The sequence below is a fragment of the Micrococcus sp. KRD128 genome (assembly GCF_017168395.1).
Taxonomy (GTDB): domain Bacteria; phylum Actinomycetota; class Actinomycetes; order Actinomycetales; family Micrococcaceae; genus Micrococcus; species Micrococcus luteus.
On the sequence record NZ_JABFAX010000004.1, the window covers coordinates 1 to 21,659 of the forward strand.

Genomic DNA, 21,659 nt, shown 5'->3' on the forward strand with positions numbered 1-21,659 from the left:
CGACGGCGGCCGGGTCCAGTCCGGGACGCCACATCACCACGGCGTGGCCCTCGACGTCGATGCCGCGGCGGCCCGCCCGGCCCGTCAGTTGGGTGTACTCCCCCGGCGTGATGTCGACGTGGTTCTCGCCGTTGAACTTGACCAGCTTCTCGATCACCACGGAGCGGGCCGGCATGTTGATGCCGAGGGCGAGGGTCTCCGTGGCGAACACGGCCTTGAGCGCGCCGGCGGCGAACAGATCCTCGACGGCCTCCTTGAACGGGGGCAGCATGCCGGCGTGGTGGGCCGCGAAGCCCCGGGACAGACCGTCCCGCCACGCCCAGAACCCGAGGATCTCCAGGTCCTCGACCTTCGTGCCGCCCCCGCGCCCGTCGCGGTGCTGCTGCCGCCCGGGGCGCCCCCAGTCGGCGCGCTGGAACCGGCGCTCGGCCTCCTCCCCCAGGCGCTTGAGCTCGGGGTTGAGCAGGGCCTCCCCGTCCCGGTCCGCAGTATCCTCGAAGGCGATGTCCTCGGCGAACAGGTCGTAGAGCCGGCCCCCGGCCATGACGTGCTGCCACAGCGGCACCGGCCGGTGTTCGGAGACGATCACGGTGGTGGCGCCCCGGACCGTGTCGAGCCAGGCGCCGAACTCCTCGGCGTTGGACACCGTGGCGGACAGGGAGATCAGCTGCACGTGCTCGGGCAGGTGGATGATGACCTCCTCCCACACCGGGCCCCGGAACCGGTCGGCGAGGTAGTGGACCTCGTCCATGACGACGAAGCCGAGGTCGATGAGGGTGTCCGACTGCGCGTACAGCATGTTGCGCAGCACCTCGGTGGTCATCACGACGACGGGCGCGTCCGGATTGACCGAGGTGTCCCCCGTGAGCAGGCCGACGTTCTCCGCGCCGTGCACGCGGGCGAGGTCCGCGTGCTTCTGGTTGCTGAGGGCCTTGATGGGGGTGGTGTAGAACGCCTTCGTGCCGCGGGCCAGGGCCAGGTGGACGGCGAACTCGCCGACCACCGTCTTGCCGGCGCCGGTGGGCGCCGCGACGAGGACGCCGTGGCCGTCCTCGACCTCGGCGCACGCGCGGCGTTGGAAGTCGTCGAGGGGGAAGCCCACGCGGGCGGCGAACCGGCCGAGCTCGGAGCCGGCATGGTGCCGGGCCGCCCGGGCACGGGCGTAGCGCTCCGCCGGGCTCAGCTCGGGCTCGTCGTGCGGGGTCGCGGACGCGGGGTGGTGGGCCATGGCCCCACCCTACTGGCGGGTCCGGACACCGTCGTGGTCGTGCATCCGGGCGGGCGGGCCGCGGCGGACGCCGCTCAGATCTGATCGAGCGGCTTCGGGCCTGCGGCGAGCTCCGCCTCGACGTCCACCTCGCGCTGCCCCGAGCGGCGGTCGCGACGACGGTCCCCCCACAGGCACAGGGCGATGGCCACGCCGAAGAGGACGACGAGCGGGATGGCCATGTAGAACATGGAGATGGCGTCCGCACCGGGGGCGGCGATCGCGGCGATCAGCATGATCACGAAGACGGTGATGCGCCAGTGGTGGACGATCGTGCGGCCCGGCAGGATGCCGAGCATGTTCAGTCCCACCAGCAGCACCGGCAGGACCATGGCCACGCCGAACGCGAGGTAGAGACGCGTGACGAAGCTGATGTACACCGACGCCGTCGGGAGGATGCCGCCGCCCTCGGGGGTGAATCCGCCGAAGAACTGGACGGCCTGCGGCATCACGAGCCAGCCGAGCGCGAGGCCGAACACGAACAGCGGCACGGCCGCCGCGATGAAGCCGAGGGCGTACTTCTTCTCGGACTTCTTCAGTCCGGGCACGATGAACGCCCAGATCTGGTAGAGCCACACCGGGCTGGACAGGATGAGGCCGACGAACATGCTGATCTTCAGCATGATGTCGAACGGCGAGGCGACGGTGTCGTACGCGATCGCCGCCGTGTAGCCCTGCTCGGACAGCTCCTTGATCGGCCGGTACAGCTCGGCCATGACCGGCTGGTAGACGAGGAACCCGATCACCATGCCGACGGCGACGGCGAGCGCCGACTTCAGCAGTCGGTTGCGCAGCTCCGTGAGGTGCTCGCGCAGCGGCATCTCGCCGGTGGGGTTGTCCCGCCGCTTCCGGCGGCGCCGGGTGCGGCGGGCGACCTCGTCGACCTCGGTCATCGGGTGGGGGTCCTTCCGGCTCAGCGCGGGTCGCGCGGGTCGGTCTCGTCACGCTCGACGACGCGGCCCTCGACCGGCTCGTCCGCGGCGGTGGAGCCGGCGCCGGAGCGCTCGTCCGTCGTGCCCTTGCCCTCGGTGCGCATCTGCTTCACCTCGGAGGAGAAGATGCGCATCGACTGGCCGAGGTTGCGGGCCATCGCGGGCAGCTTCGGGGCCGCGAAGAGCAGGATCGCGAGCAGGATGATGATGACGAGCTGCCAGCCCTGGAGTCCAGCCATGATGAAGGGTCCTTTCGATGGGGTTCCGGGGTCCAGGCTACCGCGCCGGCAGTGCCGCGAGGGCATCGTCCAGCGCGTCCGCCACGGACGCCCGGAGGTCGGCGGGGGCCAGCACCTCGACGGCGCCGCCGTGGCGTCCGACCAGCGCGGCGGCCACGCCGGCGTCGGTCAGATGCACCCGGGTGAGCCGGTCGCCGTCGGGCAGGTCGGCCTGGGCGTCCGGGCGGAAGCCGGCGGCCGCGTCGCGGACGGGGTGGGCCCAGCGCAGCAGCACGGGCACCCCCGCGGCGTCGTCGGGATGGACCCGCCAGCGCGCGGGCCGGGCCCGGGGCGCGAACGTCTCCCCCGTGGTTGCGGGCGCGCTGATCCGGTCCACCCGGAACACCCGGTGGTCATCGGCGCGACGGCACCACGCCTGCAGGTAGAGGCGCGCCCCGTCCTGCACCAGGGCCAGCGGCTCCACGTCCCGCTCGGTGAGGGCATCGGCATGCACGGAGCGGTAGGTCAGGTGGACGACGGCCCGCTCCGCCACGGCGGCCAGCAGGGTGCGCACCGTCGCGGGGTCCACGGCCACGTCCCAGTGGGCGGCGACGGCGACCGGGGGCTCGCCGGCGGTGTGCGCCTCGGCCTCCTGGAGGGCGGCGTCGTCCGCGTCGTCCGCGTCCGGGGCCCCCGCGTCCAGGACCGCGGCGCGGATCCGGCGCTGAGCGGACCGGGCGGCCTCGCGGTCGGCCTCGTCCAGCACCGGCAGGTCCGCGACCGTCTGCAGGGCGGCGACGAGGCTGTGCGCCTCGGGGCGCGTCAGCCGCACGGGGCCGGCCAGGTCGGCGGCGCGCTCCACATGGACGCGGCCGCCCACCTCCGCCACCTCGAACTGGAAGCCGGGGAAGTCGCGCTCGGGCATGCCGCAGTAGCGCAGCGTCTCGAGGTCGGCGTCGAGGCGCTCGTCGGTGATGCCGAGGCGGGCGCGCAGCTCCGCCCGGTCCACCCCACCGGCCCGGTTGGCCAGCCCCACGATGTCCAGCAGGCGGCCCACGAGGTCCTCGCTCGAGTCGCGGGCGCGGCGCCGGACGGGCGCGGCGAGCGCCACCTCGAGCAGGGCCGGGTCGGCGGGGCCGGCGTGGGCCTCCGCCGCGGCGGCCAGGCCCGCGCGGACGCGGTCGGTCAGGTCCAGGTGCGCGGCCGAGGGCACGGCGCAGCCCAGCAGGCCGCCGATCTCCGCGGCGAGGCCGTCCTCGCGAGGCCCGGCGGGGGCCTCCCAGAGTTCCCAGTCGGGTTCCGGTGCGGCACCGTCCTCGACGCGGGGCGCGGCGGGCTCACCGACTGCGCGGACGCCCTGGCCCCGGCCGGGCGCGAGCCACACGCGGACCCGCTCGGCGTCGGCCTGTCCGGCCAGGCGCGCCACGAGGTCGGCATGGTCGTGGTCCTCGGGACGGCCGGGGGCGTCCGTCGCGCGCTCGAGGCGGCGCGGCTCCCCCTCCATCCGGGTGAGCCGGAAGCTGCGCTCGGCGGCGCGGTCGAGGTCCCAGCCGGTGAGGTACCAGCGGCCGCGCACGAGGGTGAGGAACCAGGCCCGCACGGTGCGCCGGGTGGCCCGCCCCCGCGCGTCGCGGTAGGGGAAGCGCAGCACGGCCTCGTCGGCCACGGCCTGGGTGAGGGCCTCGAGCCGGGGGTCGGCCCGGGGCATGAGGGTGTGGTACCCGGCCAGCTCGTCGTCGCCCGTGAGGTCGGTGGCGGGCTGGAACAGCAGGCCCACGGCGCGGACGACGTCGGCGCGCAGCGGCGAGTCGCCCCACAGGCGCCGCGCCCGCACGAGGGCGCGGCGCTCGTCCACGGTGAGGTCGAGGTCGCGCAGCAGCAGTGCATCGCGGACGACGCGGTGCCGCACCCCCGCCTCGCCCTCGTCGAAGCCCGCGGGTTCGAGCGTCTCCAGCGGGACCCCCACGGCGCGCAGCACGCGGCGGTCCCGCTGGAAGAGCTTCTCGAAGGCGGTGTCCGTGAGCCCCTCATAGCCGACGACCTGCCGTCGGATCCGATCGCGCTCCAGGCCCTGCGGCGCCGAGAGCAGCAGCCACAGCAGCGAGATGATGCGTTCGGCGGCCTCGTCGCCGGCGCGCCGCGGGGCGGGTGGGGTCACGGGCGGGCGTCCGGGGTCAGTCGACCGAGACGAGGTCGCAGACGAAGATGAGCGTCTCGTTCGGCCCGATCGCGGAGCCGGCGCCGCGGGCGCCGTAGCCCAGGTGCGGCGGGATCTCGAGGCGGCGGCGGCCGCCGACCTTCATGCCGAGCAGGCCCTGGTCCCAGCCGGCGATGACCTGGCCGACGCCGACGGTCAGGGGCAGCGGGGTGCCGCGGTTCCACGAGGCGTCGAACTCCTCTCCGGTGGACCAGGCCACGCCCACGTAGTGGACCTGCACGCGGGAGCCGGCCTCGACGGCCGGGCCGGAGCCCTCGATCAGGTCCTCCACCACGAGCTCGGTGGGCGGGGTCTCGCCCGGGAAGTCGATCTCGGGCTTGGTGCGGTCGTAGTCGCGCTGTCCGAAGGACACGGTGCTCTCCTCTGGGGTTCTCGTGGACGGGGTCAGTTCGCCGACTCGGTGGCGGGCGCCTGGGCGTCCAGGATGTCCACCACGAACAGCAGGGGCTCGTTCTCGCCGATGTTCGGCGGGCTGCCCTGCTCACCGTAGGCCTTCTCGGCCGGGATCGACAGGAGGACGCGCGAGCCCACCTTCTGGCCGGCCAGACCCTCCTTCCAGCCCTCGATGACCTGGTTGAGGGAGAACGTGATCGCCTGGCCCGTCTCCCAGGACGAGTCGAAGACCTCGCCGTCGGACCACTTCGCGCCCTCGTACTGCACGGTCACGGTGTCGTCGGCACCGACCTCGCGGCCCTCGCCCTGGATCAGAGGCTGGACCACCAGCTCCTGGGGCGCCTCGCCGTCGGGCTTCGCGATGCTCGGCCGGCCGCTCTGCTCGTCCACGGTGACGTCGGGCAGGCGCTCGTCCCGCTCGGTCACCTCCTCGCCCTCGGCCTGCTTCGGCAGGATGGCGTCGATCTTGTAGACGAACAGCTGGGCGGGCTGCGTCTGGGTGGAGGGGGAGGCGCTCGGCGACGCGCTCTCGGTCTGCGGGACGGAGACGTCGTACTCGGGGCTGTACGCGGCGACGATCGTGCCGGCGCCGTTGCCGACCAGCATGTCGTGGATCTCCGGGTTCATGGACTTGAGCTGGTCGTCCACAGGCACGGCTTCCGGTTCGCCGCTGAAGTTCTCGGCGACCACCTCGCCGCTGGCCGGGTCGACGACGGCGATCGACATCTTCAGGACGTCGCCCTCCTGCACCTGTTCCCCCTCGCCGGCGGTCAGCACGCGCGTGGTGGGCTGGTCGGTGTCGATCTCCCCGTCGATCTCGACCGTCGGCGCCCCGCCGTCGCCCTCGGTGAAGGTGACCCCCGTCAGGGCGTCCGGCTCCCCCTGGCCCTCGCCGACGGCCGCCCGCTCGGGGGCGGCCGACGTGGAGGCCGACGCGGTGTCGCTGTGGGGCTGGTCCGCCCCGTCGTCGCCGGTGGCGCAGGCGGTGGCCAGCATCAGGCCCGCGGCACCGAGGGACAGCAGCGGCAGCAGGCGGCGACGGCGGCGGGCCGTCGGGGGTTGGGGGGTCTCGAACGAACTCATGCGTGTCACCCTAACGGCGTGTCCTGGACGCGCGCTGTCAGGGGATCCGCTCGAACAGCCGGTCGACGGCGGCCGACGACGTGTCGAACGGGTCCTTCGTCACGATCGCGTGCAGCGGGTGGTCCGTGAGCTTCAGGGTCGTCCAGTCGACGGCGTAGTCCAGGCTGCGCTCCCGGGCGCGGGCCACGAAGTCCGCGCGCACGTGGGCCCGGGTGGTGGGCGGGGCGGTCTCGACGGCGGACCGGGCGGCGTCCTCGGGCAGCAGGCGGGCGACGGCGCCGCGCCGCAGCAGCAGGCGGAACAGCCCCCGGTCGGGGTCGATGTCGTGGAAGGCCAGGTCCAGCTGGGCGAGGCGGGGCGCGTCCCAGCCCAGGTCGTGGCGGGCCCGGTAGTCCTCCAGCAGGCGCAGCTTGATCGCCCAGTCGATGCGATCCTCGATGCGGGACCGGTCACCGGTGCGGACGGCGTCGAGCACCTCGCCCCACAGGGTGAGGATCTCCCCCACGCGGTCGTGGTGGGCGCCCTCCGCGGCGACGAAGGCGCTGGCCCGTTCGAGGTAGTGCTCCTGCAGCTCGAGCGCGGAGGCCTCCCCCTCCCGGAGCGCGATGCGGGCCGTGCCGGTGAGGTCGTGGGAGATCTGCCGGACCGCGCGGGTGGGGCTGGCGACGACCCGGTCCCCGAGCGGGAAGCCCGCCTCGATCATCCGCAGCAGCAGGTCGGTGGCGCCGAAGCGCAGCAGGTGGGTGTGCTCGGAGAGGTTCGTGTCCCCCACGATCACGTGGAGGCGCCGGTACTCGGAGGCGTCCGCGTGCGGCTCGTCCCGCGTGTTGATGATCGGCCGGGACCGCGTGGTGGAGGAGGACACGCCGTCCTGCACGAAGTCGGCGCGCTGGGAGAACGCGAAGTGGGCCGGGCCCTCGCCCTCGGGCCACGTGCCGGCGGGGACGACGCGGCCCGCGCCCACGAGGATCTGCCGGGAGACGAGGAACGGGACGAGCGCCTCGGTGAGCCGCCGGTACTCGGTGCGCCGGCGCAGCAGGTAGTTCTCGTGGGAGCCGTAGGAACTGCCCGAGGAGTCGGCGTTGTTGCGGTAGAGGTGGATCCGGCCGCCGACCCCGTCCGCGGCCATGCGCTCCTCGGCCTGGACCACGAGGTCGTGCAGCAGCAGGTCCCCCGCCCCGTCCGAGGCGATGAGCTCGTCGAGCGTCGAGCACTCGGCGGTCGCGTACTCGGGGTGGGAGCCGACGTCGAGATAGAGCCGCGAGCCGTTGGCCACGAACACGTTCGAGGACCGCCCCCACTCGACGACGGGCCGGAAGAGGTAGCGGACGACCTCCTCGGGACTGAGCGGGCGCCCCTCCGGGTTCCAGTGCTGGACGCCGTACTCCGTCTCCAGCCCGAAGATCCGGCGGGCGCGGTCCGCGTCGGTCACTGGCCGCCCTTCTGGACGAAGCCCTTGACGAACTCCTCGGCATTGGACTCCAGCACCGAGTCGATCTCGTCCAGCAGGCTGTCCAGGCCCTGGTCCTGGGCCGCGGGCTTCACGTGCGCCTGGCCCGCCGCGGCGCCGGTCTCGTCGTCGCCGCCGGACGGGCGTGGGCGGATCTGCTCCTGGGACATGGTGGCCTCCTCGTGCGTCGACGCGGGTCGGTGTGCTCCGTCCGCGTCCACCCATCCTGCCCCACGCGCGGGCCACGTTTCAGCCCCACGTCCCCGGGTTGCCCCACGCTGGCAGGATGGGGGCATGCGCCTGTGGACCCTTCATCCCCGCCACCTCGACCGCCAGGGCCTGACGGGCGCCTGGCGCGAAGCCCTGCTCGCCCAGGCCGTCCTCGCCGGCCGCACGCGCGGGTATCGGGACCACCCGCAGCTGCTGAGGTTCCGGGAGCACCCGGACCCGTCCGGCGCCGTCGGCGCGTTCCTCTCCGGCCTCGAGGCCGAGGCCACGGCGCGCGGCTACCGCTTCGACCACTCCCGGATCGACCGGCCGTGCCCCGCCCCCGACGGCGGGGTGCGCATCCCGCCCGCCGGTCTCGCACCGATCCCGGCCACCACGGGCCAGCGCGACCTGGAGTGGCGTCACCTGTGCGCCAAGCTGGCCGCGCGCAGCCCCGCCTGGCTCGAACGGTGGTCGGACACGCCCGTCCCGGACGTGCACCCGCTGTTCACGATCGTCCCGGGGCCGGTCGCCTCCTGGGAGCGCGCCTGAGGGCGGGCCGCCGTCGGGCCCGGTCTGGCACCGTGGGGGCATGATCCGCGACGAGAGCATCGAGAGCTACCTGGGCCGCCTCGCCTCCGGCGAGCCCACCCCCGGCGGCGGCGCGACGGGCGCGCTCGCGGTCGCCGAGGGCGCCGGACTGCTGGCCATGGCGGCCCGGTTCAGCGCGGCCGAGGAGGACGCCCGGTCATCGGAGGGCCTGATCGCGGCGTGCCTCGGCCTCGCCGACGGCGACGAGCGGGGCTTCGGCGCCGTGGCCGAGGCGTTCGGGCTGCCCCGCGACACCCCGGAGACCCGGTCCCGGCGCTCGGCCGCGATCCAGGCCGCCCTGGCCGAGGCCGTCCGGCCACCCCGCGGGATCGTCGACGCCGCCGAGCGTGCACTGGACCTGGCCGAGCGCGTGCTGGACGCGGCGAACCCGAACGTGCTCTCCGACGTCGGTGCGGCGCTCGGCTGCATCCGGGGCGGCCTCACCGCCGCCGCGGTCACCCTCGAGACCAACCTGGGCCCCCTCCGCGACGAGGGCCTGGAGGGCATCCTGCGCACCGACGTCGACCGGGCGGACCGTCTCGTCGCGCGGGCGGACGCCCTGCTGGGCCGCGTGCGCGCGGCCGTCACTGGCTGAGCGCCCGCCCGCACCTCAGGCCCGCGCGCCGAACAGCGGCGGCAGCGTGGCCACGAGCGCCTCGTCGTCGGGCCGGGGCGCGGCGGCGTCCTCCCACCAGCCGGGCAGGTCCACGGCGGCGCCGACCAGCGGCTCGGCCAGGTGCAGCCGGTGCACCCGCTCCCCCGCCCCGCGCAGCAGCAGCGTCTCCCACGCGGCGCCGGCCACGCGGTCACCGTGGCGGCCCACGAGGTTGCCGCGGGTCCACGCACGGGTGGCCCGCGGCGGCGTGGCGACGGCGGCACGGATCTCCGCCTCGTCGGCGAGCGTCCGGAGCGCGCCGGCGGCCACGAGCCGGCGGTGCAGGGAGCGGGCCGGGCGCAGGTCGGCGTACTGCAGGTCCACCATCGCGAGGCGGGGGTCGGTCCAGTCCGCACCCGCGCGGGCCCGCAGGCCCTCGAGGACGCGCAGCTTGGCCGCCCAGTCGGCGCGGTCGCTCAGGGACAGGGGATCCGCGGTGGCGTCGTCGACGTCGATGGCCCAGGCCTCCAGCACCTCGCGCGTCTGCGGATCCGTCACCCCGAAGGCGGCGCAGTGGGCGCGGGCCGCGTCCAGGTAGGACCGCAGGATCTGCAGCCCGGTCCAGTGCCGGCGCACGGGGCCGTCCGCGGTGCGTTCGAGCAGCGGCACCGTGGCCCGCAGGCCCGGGTCGTGGCTGATCGTCTGCAGCGCGGCCACTGGGTCGTCCAGGGTGAGCCGGGGCGCCGTCCCGGCCTCGGCCATCGCGAGGACGAGCGCGGTCATCCCCATCCGCAGCCACGTGGCGTGCTGGCTCAGCGTCGCGTCACCGATGATCACGTGGAGTCGGCGGTAGGCCTCGGGACGGGCGTGCGGCTCATCCCGCGTGTTGACGATCGGCCGGTGGATCGTGGTCTCCAGCCCCACGGGCTCCTCGAAGTAGTCGGCCCGCTGCGACAGCTGGAAGCCCGGCCGCTCCCCCGCCGGGCCGAGCCCCACGCGGCCCGCGCCCACGAGCACCTGCCGTGCCGCGAAGAACGGCAGCAGGACGGCGGTGAGCTCCTCGAAGTCGAGGGACCGGGCCACGAGGTAGTTCTCGTGCGCGCCGTAGGACCGGCCCTTGCCGTCCACGTTGTTCTTGTAGACCAGCACCTCCGGGGCGCCCTCGGCCTGGCCGATGTGCTCGGCCGCCGCCTGCGCGACCAGGTCCCCGGCGGCGTCCCAGACCATGGCGTCCCGCGGGGTCGTCGTCTCCGGCGACGAGTACTCCGGGTGGGCGTGGTCCACGTACCAGCGCGCGCCGTTGGCCAGCACGGTGGACAGCAGCAGGTGCACGGGCTCCCCGTCCGGGCCCACGAGCGCCTCGTCGGTCAGCTGCGAGGGGTGCGCCGCCGAACGCGGCAGCCGCCAGCCCCGCGCGTCCACGAGCGGCGACTCCCCCGTGTAGTCCCACTCCGTGCCGGCCACCGCCGAGCCGGAGCGGGTGACCAGGTCCGCGTACGCGTTCACGAGCTCGACCGAGAGCACGCTGTGGTGCGCCCCCGGGTTGGCCGGCGCGTGGATGCCGAACTCGGTCTCCGTGCCCATCACCCGGTGCACGCCCCAGCCGGCGGCGTCCCGACCGTTCGGGGGAACGGCCGCGCCGTGGAACAGCCGACGCTGGCCCTCGAAGGCGGGGGTCGGTCCGACGTCGACGGCGGCGGCCCGGGCGAAGCCGTCCGCGGTCCCGCGGCCGAAGGCGCTCATGCCTCGACCCCCCGGACCATGCGCAGCGAGCGCAGCCGAGGACCGCGCCAGCCGGAGGTGCGCGCCCACTCGGCGGGCGCGACCGTGGCCAGCAGGTCCGTCTGGTCCTCCAGCACCGCGGCCACGGCCTCGCGCAGGTGGCCCTCGCGGACGCCGAGCGCGGCCGGGGCCTGGCCGGCGGCGAGGTAGTCGCGGACGGCGTGCCGCTTGGCCCGGTCCACGACGTCGGCCACCACGGCGCCCGAGACGAGGTCGGCCAGGTGCAGGGCGTGGGTCGTGCCGGACACGTCCGTCAGCTCCGCCAGCGCGGTGTCCGCGCCGCGGTCGTAGAGGGCGGCGACCGTTCGGGCGATGAGCGTCGCGCGGGCCGCGTCCGCGGAGCCGGCCGCCGCGACGTCGTCGGCGTGCAGGGGCACGTCCGCGGTGAGGTGCTTGGCCATGATCTCCGCGGCGCCGGCGGCGTCGGGACGGTCCACGCGGATCTTCACGTCCAGCCGGCCGGGGCGGAGCACGGCCGGGTCGATCATGTCCTCGCGGTTGGAGGCGCCGATGACGATCACGTTCTCGAGGGCCTCGACGCCGTCGATCTCGGTGAGCAGCTGCGGGACGATCGTGGTCTCCACGTCCGAGGAGACGCCGGAGCCGCGCGTGCGGAACAGCGACTCCATCTCGTCGAAGAAGATGACCACGGGGAAGCCGGCGTCGGCCTTCTCCCGGGCCCGGTCGAAGATGACGCGGATCTGCCGCTCGGTCTCGCCCACGTACTTGTTCAGCAGCTCGGGTCCCTTGACGTTGAGGAAGAACGAGCGCTCGCCGTCCGCGCTGCGGGCCGAGAGGGCGTTGGCCACGGCCTTGGCGAGCATGGTCTTGCCGGTGCCGGGCGGGCCGTACAGCATGATCCCCTTGGGGGCGCGCAGGCCGTGCTCACGGTAGACCTCGGGGTGCAGGAACGGGATCTCGACGGCCTCGCGGATCCGGTCGATCTGCGGGCCGAGGCCGCCGATGTCCTCGAACGTGACGTCCGGGACCTCTTCGAGCAGCACCTCGTCCACCTCGGACAGCTCGACCCGCCGCAGCGCCCATTCGATGCGGGCGTCCACGGTGACGGCGTCCCCGTGGCGCAGGTCGACGCCCTCCAGCGCGGGCGCGCGCCGCACCACGCGCTCCTCGTCCGCCGTGCCGGCCAGGACGAGGCCGCCGTCGGGCAGCGCCTCCTTGACGCGCAGCAGCTGACCCGACCCCGTGCCCGGGGCGACGCCGACGATCGAGCTGGACTCGTCCAGCAGCACCTGGGCGCCGGGGGTGAGGCGGGCGGCGTCGAGCAGCGGGGAGACCGTCACGCGCAGCCGCCGGCCGTTCTGCACGACGTCCGCTCCCCCGCGCACCACGGCGCCGGTCTCCACGCCCTCCTCGGGCTCGCGCGGGGCGTGGACGGCCTCGAGGGTGGCGAAGGTGAACGGCGGATGCGTGACGGCGTCCAGGTTCTCCTTGAGCGTCGTGATCTCGGCGCGCGTGGCCTCGAGCAGCTCGACCATGCGCCGGTTGTTGCGGGCGGCCGTCTGCGTCTGGGCCTCGGCGGCCCGACGGCGTTCGCTCAGGCCGGCGGCGTGCCGCTGGGCAGACTGCAGCTGGTGCCGCAGCCGTTCGGCCTCGGCCTGGGACTGCCGCAGCAGCTCCCGCGCCTCGGCGAGGCGCTGCTCGGCGTGCTCCGTGCCTGATTGCGCGTGGTGGTCCACCGGTGCTCCGTCCACTCAGTCCTGCTCCCCGGTCGGGGTCCTCCCACCGTACGCGTCCACGCCCTGCTCGGCGGCGCGTGACCGCGCGGCCATGAGGCGGGCCTCCTTCGCCGCCTTGCGCGCCTTCTTGTCTGTGATCGGCCGTTCGCCGAGGGCCTCGGGCGTCCACCGGGCCTCGTCGGCCGGCTGCCAGGCCTCGACGTCCTCGGCCTTGAACTCGGAGACCTTGGAGCGCTTCTTCAGGCGCAGCGCCTCCTCGCCCGAGGCGAGGCGGCGGGCCGTGAGGAGGAAGCCGGTGTGCGCGACCATGCGGTGGTCGGGGCGCACGGCGAGCCCGTCCAGGTGCCAGCCGCGCACGAGGGTCTCGTTGGCCTCGACCTGCGTGAAGCGGCCCGAGTCCCGGATGGCCTCGGCCACGCGGGAGAGCTGGGTGGCGGTGGCCACGTAGTTCAGCCACACACCGCCGGGGGCCAGGACCTCGGCGACGGCGTCGAGGCACTCCCACGGGGCCAGCATGTCCAGGACCACCCGGTCCACGGAGCCCGGCTCGTGGACCGTGAGCATCTCCTCCTGCGCGTCGCCGAGGTGCACCGACCAGGCGGGGTGCTCGGCGCCGAAGAAGGCCTCCACGTTGGCCCGGGCGACGTCCGCGAACTCCGGGCGACGCTCGTAGGAGTGCAGGCGACCGTGGTCGCCCACGGCGCGCAGCAGGGACATGGACAGGGCACCGGAGCCCACGCCGGCCTCGACCACGACGGCGCCCGGGAAGATGTCCGCCTGCTGCACGATCTGCGCCGCGTCCTTCGGGTAGACCACCGTGGCGCCGCGGGGCATGGACAGGACGAAGTCGTTCAGCAGGGGGCGCAGCACCTGGTACGGCTGGCCGGCCGAGTTCTCGACCACGACGCCCTCGAAGCCGCCGATCAGGTCGTCGTGCCGCAGCACGCCCTGGTAGCTGTGGAACTCCCCGCCGGGCAGCAGGGTGATCGTGTTGAGACGGCCCTTCGCGTCCTTGATCTGCACGCGCTGGCCGGCCCGCAGGGGGCCGCGGCGCGCGCTCACGCCGGTGGGTTCGGTCATGGGGGGGCTCCTTCGGTTCAGGGACGCCGCGTCGCGTCGACGGCGGCGAGGATCGTCTCGCGGGGCACCACGGAGCGCACGAGGCCGTGCGCGTCGGTCAGCACCCACACGGGGGTCTGGGGGTCGGCCAGGCGGGCGGCCAGGTCGGGACCGGAGGCGGGGACGTCATCGCGGACGAGGACGGCCTCCGGGGCCAGTGCGACCGCGACCGCGGCCAGGGCGGTGGTCGTGCGGCGCGCCGGGGTGAGGGCCGCCGCGGCCGCGAGGTCCAGCACGCCGCGGGGCCGACCGGCCCCGTCCACGGCGACGACGGCGCGGCGGCCGTCGTCCGCCTGGGCCAGGGCCTCGGCGACGCCGAGGTGCTCGGGCAGGGCGACGGCGGGCGTCTGGACCTGCTCGAGCCGCAGGGTCTCCAGCCGGCGGCTCCAGCGCCCGTGGCGCACGGCGTCGTCCGCGCCCCGCCACAGGGTGAGGGCGACCCAGGCCGCCAGGACGACGACGAACACGTCCGGCGCGCGGCCCGCGAGGATCGGGGGGCCGAGCACCGCCGCGAGGACGCCCACCGCGACGACGCGACCGGCCCAGCCGGCCGCCTCGACGCCGCGGGCCCGGGAGCCGGTGGCGGCCCAGACGGCGGACTCGACCATGCGGCCGCCGTCGAGCGGGGTGCCCGGCAGCGCGTTGAACGCGGCCAGGAGGAGATTGGCCCACACCGTGACCTCGAGCAGCAGGGCGGGGACGGACGGGCCGGGCACGGCGCGGGCCGCCAGGTGGGCGAGGCCCGCGAGCACGAGGTTCGCGGTGGGGCCGGCCATCGCGGTGAGCACCGTGTCCAGCGGCCGGGCGGACGGGCTGCGGAACTGGGTGTGCCCGCCCCACAGGGTGAGCGCGATCTCCTCGGTGCGCTGGCCGAAGGCACGGCCGGTGAGGGCGTGGGCGGCCTCGTGGACCAGGACGGAGAGCGCCAGGAGCACGGCGTACCCCAGGGCCACGGCGTAGGCGCCGCCGCCGAGTGAGGGCAGCGCGCGCTGGATCTGCGGGCCGAACGCGAGGGTGATGACCGCGGCGATCAGGAGCCAGGACCAGGACAGGCGCACCGGTGCGCCGGCGATCGTGCCCAGCCGGACGGAGGCGGGCCCGCTCATCCGGCCCCGTCCGCCCCGGGCCCACGCGCGGCGGCGATCCGACGGACCGCGGCGAGGTCGGCCGGTGTGCGGCCAGCGAGCGTCGTCCACTCGACGGTCGCAAGCCCCGCCGGCAGCGGCAGCACGCTGGGCACGCCGACCGTGGGCAGTCCCGCGGCCACGGCCGCGCCGACGCCCACCGGGGAGTCCTCGACCGCCACGCAGTCGACGGCCGTCAGCCCCGGTGTCCGCTCGGCCAGCAGCTGCAGGCCCAGCCGGTACGCCTCCGGGTCGGGCTTGCCTCGGGAGACCATGTCCCCCGAGACGACGACGTCCAGCGTGCCCGCCGGCGCCCGCTCGGCCAGCGCGCGGGCCAGCGGGGCGTGGGACATCGTCACGAGGGCGCCCGGCACGCCGGCCTCGGCGAGCCCGACGAGCAGCTCTCGGGCGCCCGGCCGCCACGGCACCCCGTTGACGACCCCCTGGACGACCTCGTCCATCGTCAGGTCGATGATCCGCTGCACGGGCAGGTCCAGCCCGGCCTCCTGCAGACGGCGCGCTCCCTCGTCCAGGGGGCGTCCCACGAGGGAGGCGGCCAGGTCGTCTGACCAGGTGCCGCCGTGCTCGATCACCAGCCGGCGCTGGACGGCGTTCCACAGGGGCTCGGTGTCCACGAGGGTGCCGTCCATGTCCCACAGGACGGCGCGCGGCAGGCGGCGGGCACGGTCGTCCGGGGCGGGCGCGGGGTGGCGGGACATGGAGTGCATCCTATCGAGCGCCGCCGCCGGGGTGTGCCGGGCGGGTCGCGGGCCGTGACCCCGTCGTCGGGCCGTGTCTAGGCTGGCCGCCATGACCGACGCTACCTCCGAGGACCAGCCGGACGACGCCCTGGGCCCGCTGCGGACCCACCTGACGGCGACCGTGGACGCGCTCGAGGCCGGGCGGCGGGCCCCCACGGTCCTGCTGCTGGCCTTCGAGGGCTGGAACGACGCCGGGGAGGCCGCGACCGGGGCCCTGGGCGCGCTGCGGGAGCAGTGGGACGCCGCGGACGCGGGACGGGTGTGCGACGGCGAATTCTACGACTACCAGGTCACCCGGCCGCTGGTCCGGCGCGACGCCGACGGGCTGGGGACGCTGGACTGGCCTGCGGTCGCCCTGCACGAGGCGTTCCTGGACCGGGAGGGCCGGCCCGTCGCGGGCGAGGCCGCCCCGCCGGACGGGGTGCGCGTGCTCATCGCCGTCGGCGTGGAGCCGAACGTGCGGTGGCGCGCGTTCCTTGAGGAGCTGTTCACGGCGGCCGACGCGCGCGACGTGGACGCCGTCGTGACGCTGGGCGCGCTGCTGGCGGACGTGCCCCACACCCGGCCCCTGCGCGCCCGCCCGACCTCGCCGCTCGTGGACGTCCGGGTGGCCGTCGGTGCGGACCGTCCGGTCTACGAGGGGCCCACCGGGATCATCGGCGTCATCGCGGACGAGGCCGCGCGCCGCGGCCTGCCGAGCCTCTCGCTGTGGGGGACGGTGCCCCACTACGTGGCGCAGGCGCCCTCCCCCAAGACGCTGCTCGGGCTGGTCGAGGCGGTCGAGGACCTGCTGCACGTGAGCGTGTCCACGCGCGGGCTCGAGGACGATGCGAGGGCCTGGCAGCGCGGCGTGGACGAGCTGGCCGCCGAGGACCCCGACGTCGCCGCCTACGTCCGGCAGCTCGAGGAGGCCCAGGACACCCAGCAGCTGCCGGAGGCCTCGGGCGAGTCGATCGCGCGGGAGTTCGAGCGCTACCTGCGCGGGCGCGGCGGACGCTGACGCCCGGCCGCGCCCGGCGGGGTCAGCGCAGGCGCAGACCCAGCAGTGCCGCCACGACGTCGACCACCGGCACCGGGTCGGCGGCGGCCTCGACCAGGCCCGGCAGGGTGCCGGCCGCCCATGCGTCGAGGGCCTCCAGCGCGCGGGGGGCGTCCAGGTCGTCCGAGAGCGCCGCGTGCACGGCGTCCAGCACGGCGACGCCGGCGGCGGCATGCGGTCCGTCCAGGGCGGCGCGCCAGCGGGCCACCCGCGCCTGGGCGTCGGCCAGCACCTGCTCGGACCACTCCCAGTCCGACCGGTAGTGGTGCGCGAGGATCGCCGCGCGGACGGCCACCGGCTCGACGCCCCGCGCCCGCAGGCGGGAGACGAGTTCGAGGTTGCCGAGGGACTTGGACATCTTCTCGCCGTCCAGGGCCACCATGCCGGTGTGCGCGTAGGTGTGCGCGAGCGGCAGGCCGTCGACGGCGGTGGCGTGCGCGGCGGAGAACTCGTGGTGCGGGAACCGCAGGTCGGAGCCGCCGCCCTGCACCGTGAACGGCGCCGGCAGGTGGGCCCGGGAGATCACGGAGCACTCGATGTGCCAGCCGGGCCGACCGGAGCCGAGCGACCGACCGTCCCAGGCAGGCTCCCCCTCGCGGTGCACGCGCCACAGCAGCGGGTCCAGCGGGTCGCGCTTGCCGGGGCGGTCGGGATCGCCTCCCCGCTCCGGGAACACCGCGGCCATCTCGTCCAGGCCCATCGCGGAGACCTGCCCGAGGCGCCAGTCGGTCGCGGACTGGGCCGCGCGGACGTCGAAGTAGACGTCCCCGTCGGGCTCGCCGTCGCCGCCCGGCACGCGGTAGGCCCGGCCTGCCGCCAGCATCGTCTCGACGGCGTCGACCACCAGGCCCACCGCCTCGGTCGCGCCGACGTAGTGGCCCGGGGCGAGCACCTCGAGGGCGGCCATGTCCGCACGGAACAGGTCGGTCTGCTCCTCGGCGAGCGCGCGCCAGTCGACGCCGGTCGCCTCGGCCCGCTCGAGCAGGGGGTCGTCCACGTCGGTCACGTTCTGGACGTAGGCGACCTCGAGACCGGCCGCGCGCCAGTAGCGGTGCAGCAGGTCGAAGGCCACATAGGTGCTCGCGTGGCCGAGATGCGTCGCGTCGTACGGGGTGATCCCGCAGACGTACAGCGAGGCGCGCTGGGCATCGTTGCCCGGATGCCGGGTCCGTCCCGTGGCGGTGTCGTGCAGCCGCAGCCGGTCGGGGCGGCTCGGCACGGCGGGCGGGGCGGGGGTGCTCCAGGACTTCACAGGACTCCTCACATCGGGGTGGTTCGGCGGTGCCGGGCCCTCATGCCCGGCGGCGGGAGCGGGCTCAGGCGCTGATGACGCCCGCGCCCAGCAGGGCGAACAGCACGCCGCCCAGGAGGATGCGGTACCAGACGAACGGCAGGAACGAGTGGGTGCTGATGAAGCGCATGAGCCAGGCGATGACCGCGTAGCCCACCACGAAGGCGATCCCGGTCGCGACCAGCGTCTCCCCCATGCCGTACGGGCCCTGCGTGCCGGGATCGGTGAGCGAGGTGTACAGCTTGTACAGGCCGGAGGCGAACACGGCGGGCACCGCCAGCAGGAACGCGTAGCGGGCGGCGGCGGGCCGGGTGTATCCCATGGCCAGGCCGGCCGCGATGGTGCCGCCGGAGCGCGAGACGCCCGGGACCAGCGCGAGGGCCTGGGCCAGCCCGTAGAGCACGCCGTCCCGCACGGTGAGCTTCTCGAGCGGCCTGGTCTGACGACCGAGCCGGTCCGCCAGGGCGAGCAGGACGCCGAACACGATGAGCATGGTCGCCGTGATCCACAGCGACCGGAACTCCGTGTCGATCCAGTCCTGCAGCAGCAGACCCAGGACCGCGATCGGGATCGAGCCCACGATGATCAGCCAGCCCATGCGCGCATCGGGGTCCGAGTGCGGGATCCGCCCCGTGACCGCGGCGCACCACCGCCCGATGATGCGGGTGATGTCGCGCCAGAAGTAGATGAGGACCGCCAGCTCCGTGCCGAGCTGCGTGATGGCCGTGAAGGCCGCCCCCGGGTCGGCCCCGGAGGGCAGGAACTCGCCCACGATGCGGATGTGGGCGGAGGAGGAGATGGGCAGGAACTCCGTGAGGCCCTGCACCAGGCCCAGGATGATGGCTTCGATCCACGTCACGGAGGGTCACTGTACGCGACGGCCCCGGGTGGGAACCCGGGGCCGTGCGGTCCGTCACGAGCGGGACGGTCAGTCGTCGTCGTCCTCGTCGTCGAAGAGGTCGAGCGGAGTGACCTCCTCGGTGTCCGCGTACAGGGCGTCCTCGTAGGCCTCGAAGGCGTCGGCCACGGCGAAGAACGCGGCTTCGACGGCGGGGTCGTCCTCGCCCCGCTTGTTCTGCGCGGCCACGAGGTGTTCGTTCAGGGCGGTGGTGAGGGCCTCGAGGGCCATGCGGGCGTCAGAGCTCATGGGTGAACGGTAACCCGGTGGCCGGTGGCGCGGCCAGGGGTGGGCCGTGCGGGACCGGGCCGCCGGACTCGACGCCGTCTGCCAGGATGGGCGGGTGCGTGAACAGCTGATGTCCTCGACCCTCGATGCGATCTCCCGCGGACAGAAGTGGGAGTACCTGGTGATGACGGTCGCCGCCCACGAGTCCCTCGCCGACGCCCGGCGGCGCCTCGTGGAGCACGCGGAGTACGGCCAATGGGAGCTGCAGCGCTCCGTGCACTACCGTGACGGGGCGCGCCGCTACTGGATGCGCCGCCGGGTGATGCGCGTGGCCTCGACCCTGCAGACCCTCTGAGGCGCGGGCGCGACGACGGCGCCCCGGCCGTCGTCGCCGCCCGCGGCCCGGATCAGCGCGGCTCCAGCATCCGCTCGAGCACCCGGCAGCCGAACTCGAGCGCGTCCACGGGCACCCGCTCGTCGATGCCGTGGAACAGGGACGTGAAGGCCAGGTCGGCAGGCAGGCGCATGGGCGCGAAGCCGTAGCCGGTGATGCCCAGCCGGGAGAGGGACTTGTTGTCCGTGCCCCCGCCGAGCATGAACGGCAGCACCTGGGCCTCGGGGTCCTCCGCCTGCAGCGCGGCGATCATCAGCTCCACCAGGTCTCCGGAGAAGGGGGTCTCCAGGGCGACGTCCCGGTGCTCGGGTGCGATGGTCACCTCGGGGCCGGCGAGCTCGGCGATCGTGGCGAGGGCGGACTCCTCCTCCCCGGGGATCAGGCGGACGTCCACGGTGCCGGTGGCCGAGGACGGGATGACGTTGTGCTTGTAGCCGGCGGTCAGCCCCGTCGGGTTGGACGAGGTGCGCAGGGTGCCGGCCACCCAGGAACGGGCCTGCCCGAGCGCGTCGAGCTGGGGCGTCGGGTCCGCCTCGTCGAAGTCGACGCCCATGATCTCGGCCACCTGTTCGAGCAGCGCGCGCGTGGTCTTGGTGTACACGAGCGGCCACTCGTGCCCGCCGATGCGGGTCATGGCGCCGGCCAGCCGGGTGACCGCGTTGTCCGGGTGCGGGGCCGAGCCGTGCCCGGGGGCGCCCTCCGCGGTGAGGTTGAGCCAGGCGAGCCCCTTCTCCGCGGTCTGCACGAGGTAGGCGCGCGAGCCGTGCACCTCGGTGGAGAAGCCCCCCACCTCCGAGATCGCCTCGGTGCACCCGTCGAACACCTCGGGGTGGTGGTCCACGACCCAGCGTGCGCCGTAGACGCCGCCGGCCTCCTCGTCGGCGAAGAACGCGACCGTCAGGGGTCGCCGCGGCCGGCGGCCCGTGCGGGCCAGGTGCAGCAGCACCGCGAGCACCATGGCGTCCATGCCCTTCATGTCCACCGCGCCGCGCCCCCAGACCATGCCGTCCTTGAGCTCGGCGCCGAACGGGTCCACGCTCCACTCGTCCGCCTCGGCGGGGACCACGTCCGTGTGCCCATGGATGACGAGCCCCGGCGCCTCCGGATCCCAGCCCGGCAGGTGCCCGACGACGGAGACCCGGCCCGGCGCCGACTCGAAGAAGCGAGGGGTCATCCCCGCCTCGGCCATGAGCCGGGCGCAGTACTCCGCGGCCTCGGGCTCACCGACGGAGACGTTGCCCCCGCGGTTGGTGGTGTCGATCCGGATGAGGTCGCGGCAGATCTCCACGACGCGATCCTCGGGACGCGAGCGGGCGGGGTTCACGATGTTCTCGACCATGGTTTTGAGCCTAGCCCGAACCCGTGCTATCTTTCTCGAGTTGCCCGGAGCGGGACGGACCGGACAGGACCGGAACGCGGTGGGCGACGGAGCCTCTCCCAGGGCTCCACCGATGAGCGCGAGTGGCGGAATTGGTAGACGCGCAGCGTTGAGGTCGCTGTGTCCGCAAGGACGTGGGGGTTCAAGTCCCCCCTCGCGCACCGCTCGTCGAGCAGCAGGGCCCCGGTCGTCACGACCGGGGCCCTGCGTGTTCCCCCGTCCGGCGTCCCCTCTAGAGTGGTGTCCGTGCGACGGCAGGCGCCGTCGGTGGAACCGCACGACGGCATGGAGGACCCGATGGCCCTGGAAGCCCCCGCACTGCTGCACCGGCTCGCGCGAGCCCACGGGGTGCAGCCCGAGTACGTCGGGCAGGACGGATCCGCCCAGACCGTGCCGGACGAGGCCCTCGTGAAGGTGCTCGCCGCCCTCGGCGTGTCGGTCCGCCCGGACGGGGTCGCCGCTCTGGCCGAGGCGGTGGAGGAGGCGGAGACGGCCCCCTGGCGGGACGTGCTCCCGCCCACCGTGGCCGCCCGGTCCGGTCACCGCCTGTCCGTGCCGTGCCACGTGGCCGCGGGCGAGCCGGTCGCGGCCCGTGTGCACACGGAGGACGGGCGGACCCTCGAGGTGAGCGTGAGCGAGCCGGTGTCCGAGGTCCGCCTGGTCGACGGCGTCGAGCGCGAGCGCGTCCACGTGCAGATCCCCGCCGACCTCGCCCCGGGCTGGCACCGGCTGGAGGTGATCAGCGGCTCCGGCTCCACCGCCTCCGCGGTCCTGGTCTGCGCCCCGACCCGGCTGAGCACGCCGCGTCCCTTCCTCGAGCGCCGCGGCTGGGGCGCGGCCGCGCAGGGCTACTCGGTGACCTCGGCGGACTCGTGGGGCATCGGCGACGCGGCGGACATGGCGTCCCTGGCCGAGATCGTCGCCCGGCACGGTGCCGACTTCCTGCTGCTGCACCCCCTGCATGCGGTCGAGCCCGGCCCCCACCCGGCGGACT

Annotated in this window: 21 protein-coding genes, 1 tRNA gene and 1 pseudogene; 6 read left to right on the forward strand and 17 right to left on the reverse strand. The window is 74.8% G+C overall.

Annotated elements, in window-relative coordinates; translation table 11 throughout:
* The 8 genes from J1M44_RS01675 to J1M44_RS01710 form a co-directional block, all read right to left on the reverse strand.
* Window positions 1-1,228, reverse strand: a 1,228-nt coding sequence (locus J1M44_RS01675; RefSeq protein ID WP_206480445.1) for a DEAD/DEAH box helicase, incomplete at its 3' end; no start/stop codon positions are given.
* 74 nt (window positions 1,229-1,302) lie between these two features.
* Window positions 1,303-2,160: a twin-arginine translocase subunit TatC gene (gene tatC, locus J1M44_RS01680; RefSeq protein WP_144824005.1), complete on the reverse strand. Its 858-nt coding sequence runs from the start codon at window positions 2,158-2,160 to the stop codon at window positions 1,303-1,305.
* A gap of 20 nt (window positions 2,161-2,180) precedes the next feature.
* On the reverse strand, window positions 2,181-2,438 hold the full coding sequence (locus J1M44_RS01685; RefSeq protein WP_002855080.1) for a twin-arginine translocase TatA/TatE family subunit: 258 nt from the start codon (window positions 2,436-2,438) through the stop codon (window positions 2,181-2,183).
* A 37-nt stretch (window positions 2,439-2,475) separates the two neighbouring features.
* Window positions 2,476-4,575, reverse strand: a complete 2,100-nt coding sequence (locus J1M44_RS01690; RefSeq protein ID WP_144824007.1) for a helix-turn-helix transcriptional regulator — start codon at window positions 4,573-4,575, stop codon at window positions 2,476-2,478.
* A gap of 16 nt (window positions 4,576-4,591) precedes the next feature.
* Window positions 4,592-4,987, reverse strand: a complete 396-nt coding sequence (locus J1M44_RS01695) for an FKBP-type peptidyl-prolyl cis-trans isomerase (protein WP_010078659.1) — start codon at window positions 4,985-4,987, stop codon at window positions 4,592-4,594.
* A 32-nt stretch (window positions 4,988-5,019) separates the two neighbouring features.
* Window positions 5,020-6,111 (reverse strand): FKBP-type peptidyl-prolyl cis-trans isomerase, encoded by a 1,092-nt coding sequence (locus J1M44_RS01700; RefSeq protein WP_144824009.1) that lies wholly within the window; start codon window positions 6,109-6,111, stop codon window positions 5,020-5,022.
* Window positions 6,112-6,148: 37 nt separating this feature from the next.
* Window positions 6,149-7,543 (reverse strand): Pup--protein ligase, encoded by a 1,395-nt coding sequence (pafA, locus tag J1M44_RS01705; RefSeq protein WP_206480446.1) that lies wholly within the window; start codon window positions 7,541-7,543, stop codon window positions 6,149-6,151.
* Complete coding sequence (locus J1M44_RS01710; protein ID WP_017488237.1) at window positions 7,540-7,731, reverse strand: ubiquitin-like protein Pup; 192 nt, start codon at window positions 7,729-7,731, stop codon at window positions 7,540-7,542. The genes pafA and J1M44_RS01710 overlap by 4 nt, the downstream gene beginning before the upstream one ends.
* A gap of 124 nt (window positions 7,732-7,855) precedes the next feature.
* Here J1M44_RS01710 and J1M44_RS01715 point away from each other — a divergent pair, with 124 nt between their 5' ends.
* Window positions 7,856-8,320, forward strand: a complete 465-nt coding sequence (locus tag J1M44_RS01715; protein WP_098471707.1) for a pyrimidine dimer DNA glycosylase/endonuclease V — start codon at window positions 7,856-7,858, stop codon at window positions 8,318-8,320.
* A 40-nt stretch (window positions 8,321-8,360) separates the two neighbouring features.
* Window positions 8,361-8,954, forward strand: a complete 594-nt coding sequence (locus J1M44_RS01720; protein WP_098471706.1) for a cyclodeaminase/cyclohydrolase family protein — start codon at window positions 8,361-8,363, stop codon at window positions 8,952-8,954.
* Window positions 8,955-8,969: 15 nt separating this feature from the next.
* Here J1M44_RS01720 and dop read toward each other — a convergent pair whose 3' ends face one another.
* The 5 genes from dop to J1M44_RS01745 are packed head-to-tail and all read right to left on the reverse strand — an operon-like array spanning window position 8,970 to window position 15,395.
* Window positions 8,970-10,697 carry a depupylase/deamidase Dop gene (dop, locus tag J1M44_RS01725; protein WP_098471705.1) on the reverse strand — a complete coding sequence of 576 codons (1,728 nt, stop codon included), beginning with the start codon at window positions 10,695-10,697 and terminating at the stop codon, window positions 8,970-8,972.
* Window positions 10,694-12,448, reverse strand: coding sequence for a proteasome ATPase (arc, locus tag J1M44_RS01730; protein ID WP_098471704.1), 1,755 nt, complete (start codon window positions 12,446-12,448; stop codon window positions 10,694-10,696). Before arc ends, dop begins: the two co-directional genes overlap by 4 nt.
* Entirely contained in the window at window positions 12,449-13,513 is a 1,065-nt protein-coding gene (locus J1M44_RS01735) for a tRNA (adenine-N1)-methyltransferase (RefSeq protein WP_060774967.1), read from the reverse strand.
* 17 nt (window positions 13,514-13,530) lie between these two features.
* On the reverse strand, window positions 13,531-14,658 hold the full coding sequence (locus J1M44_RS01740; RefSeq protein ID WP_144824013.1) for a site-2 protease family protein: 1,128 nt from the start codon (window positions 14,656-14,658) through the stop codon (window positions 13,531-13,533).
* A complete protein-coding gene (locus tag J1M44_RS01745; protein ID WP_144824015.1) occupies window positions 14,655-15,395 on the reverse strand; it encodes an HAD family hydrolase in 741 nt (246 codons plus the stop codon). Before J1M44_RS01745 ends, J1M44_RS01740 begins: the two co-directional genes overlap by 4 nt.
* Window positions 15,396-15,486: 91 nt before the next feature.
* Between J1M44_RS01745 and J1M44_RS01750 the strand changes: the two genes are divergently transcribed.
* Window positions 15,487-16,437, forward strand: a complete 951-nt coding sequence (locus tag J1M44_RS01750) for a proteasome assembly chaperone family protein (RefSeq protein WP_002855061.1) — start codon at window positions 15,487-15,489, stop codon at window positions 16,435-16,437.
* A gap of 22 nt (window positions 16,438-16,459) precedes the next feature.
* Here J1M44_RS01750 and mshC read toward each other — a convergent pair whose 3' ends face one another.
* From mshC to J1M44_RS01765, 3 genes are all read right to left on the reverse strand, one after another.
* Window positions 16,460-17,728, reverse strand: a complete 1,269-nt coding sequence (gene mshC / locus J1M44_RS01755; protein WP_144824017.1) for a cysteine--1-D-myo-inosityl 2-amino-2-deoxy-alpha-D-glucopyranoside ligase — start codon at window positions 17,726-17,728, stop codon at window positions 16,460-16,462.
* 64 nt (window positions 17,729-17,792) lie between these two features.
* Window positions 17,793-18,626 (reverse strand): undecaprenyl-diphosphate phosphatase, encoded by an 834-nt coding sequence (locus J1M44_RS01760; RefSeq protein ID WP_049161802.1) that lies wholly within the window; start codon window positions 18,624-18,626, stop codon window positions 17,793-17,795.
* Window positions 18,627-18,695: 69 nt separating this feature from the next.
* Window positions 18,696-18,914: a hypothetical protein gene (locus J1M44_RS01765; protein ID WP_036315190.1), complete on the reverse strand. Its 219-nt coding sequence runs from the start codon at window positions 18,912-18,914 to the stop codon at window positions 18,696-18,698.
* A gap of 94 nt (window positions 18,915-19,008) precedes the next feature.
* Between J1M44_RS01765 and J1M44_RS01770 the strand changes: the two genes are divergently transcribed.
* Window positions 19,009-19,248 carry a DUF5703 family protein gene (locus J1M44_RS01770; protein ID WP_036315193.1) on the forward strand — a complete coding sequence of 80 codons (240 nt, stop codon included), beginning with the start codon at window positions 19,009-19,011 and terminating at the stop codon, window positions 19,246-19,248.
* 52 nt (window positions 19,249-19,300) lie between these two features.
* Here the strand turns inward: J1M44_RS01770 and J1M44_RS01775 are convergent, their stop codons facing one another.
* A complete protein-coding gene (locus tag J1M44_RS01775) occupies window positions 19,301-20,626 on the reverse strand; it encodes a M20/M25/M40 family metallo-hydrolase (protein ID WP_144824018.1) in 1,326 nt (441 codons plus the stop codon).
* 116 nt (window positions 20,627-20,742) lie between these two features.
* Between J1M44_RS01775 and J1M44_RS01780 the strand changes: the two genes are divergently transcribed.
* Both J1M44_RS01780 and J1M44_RS01785 read left to right on the forward strand, forming a co-directional pair.
* A tRNA-Leu gene (locus tag J1M44_RS01780) sits at window positions 20,743-20,826 on the forward strand.
* 106 nt (window positions 20,827-20,932) lie between these two features.
* Window positions 20,933-21,659: pseudogene (locus J1M44_RS01785) on the forward strand (4-alpha-glucanotransferase); the annotation flags it as partial.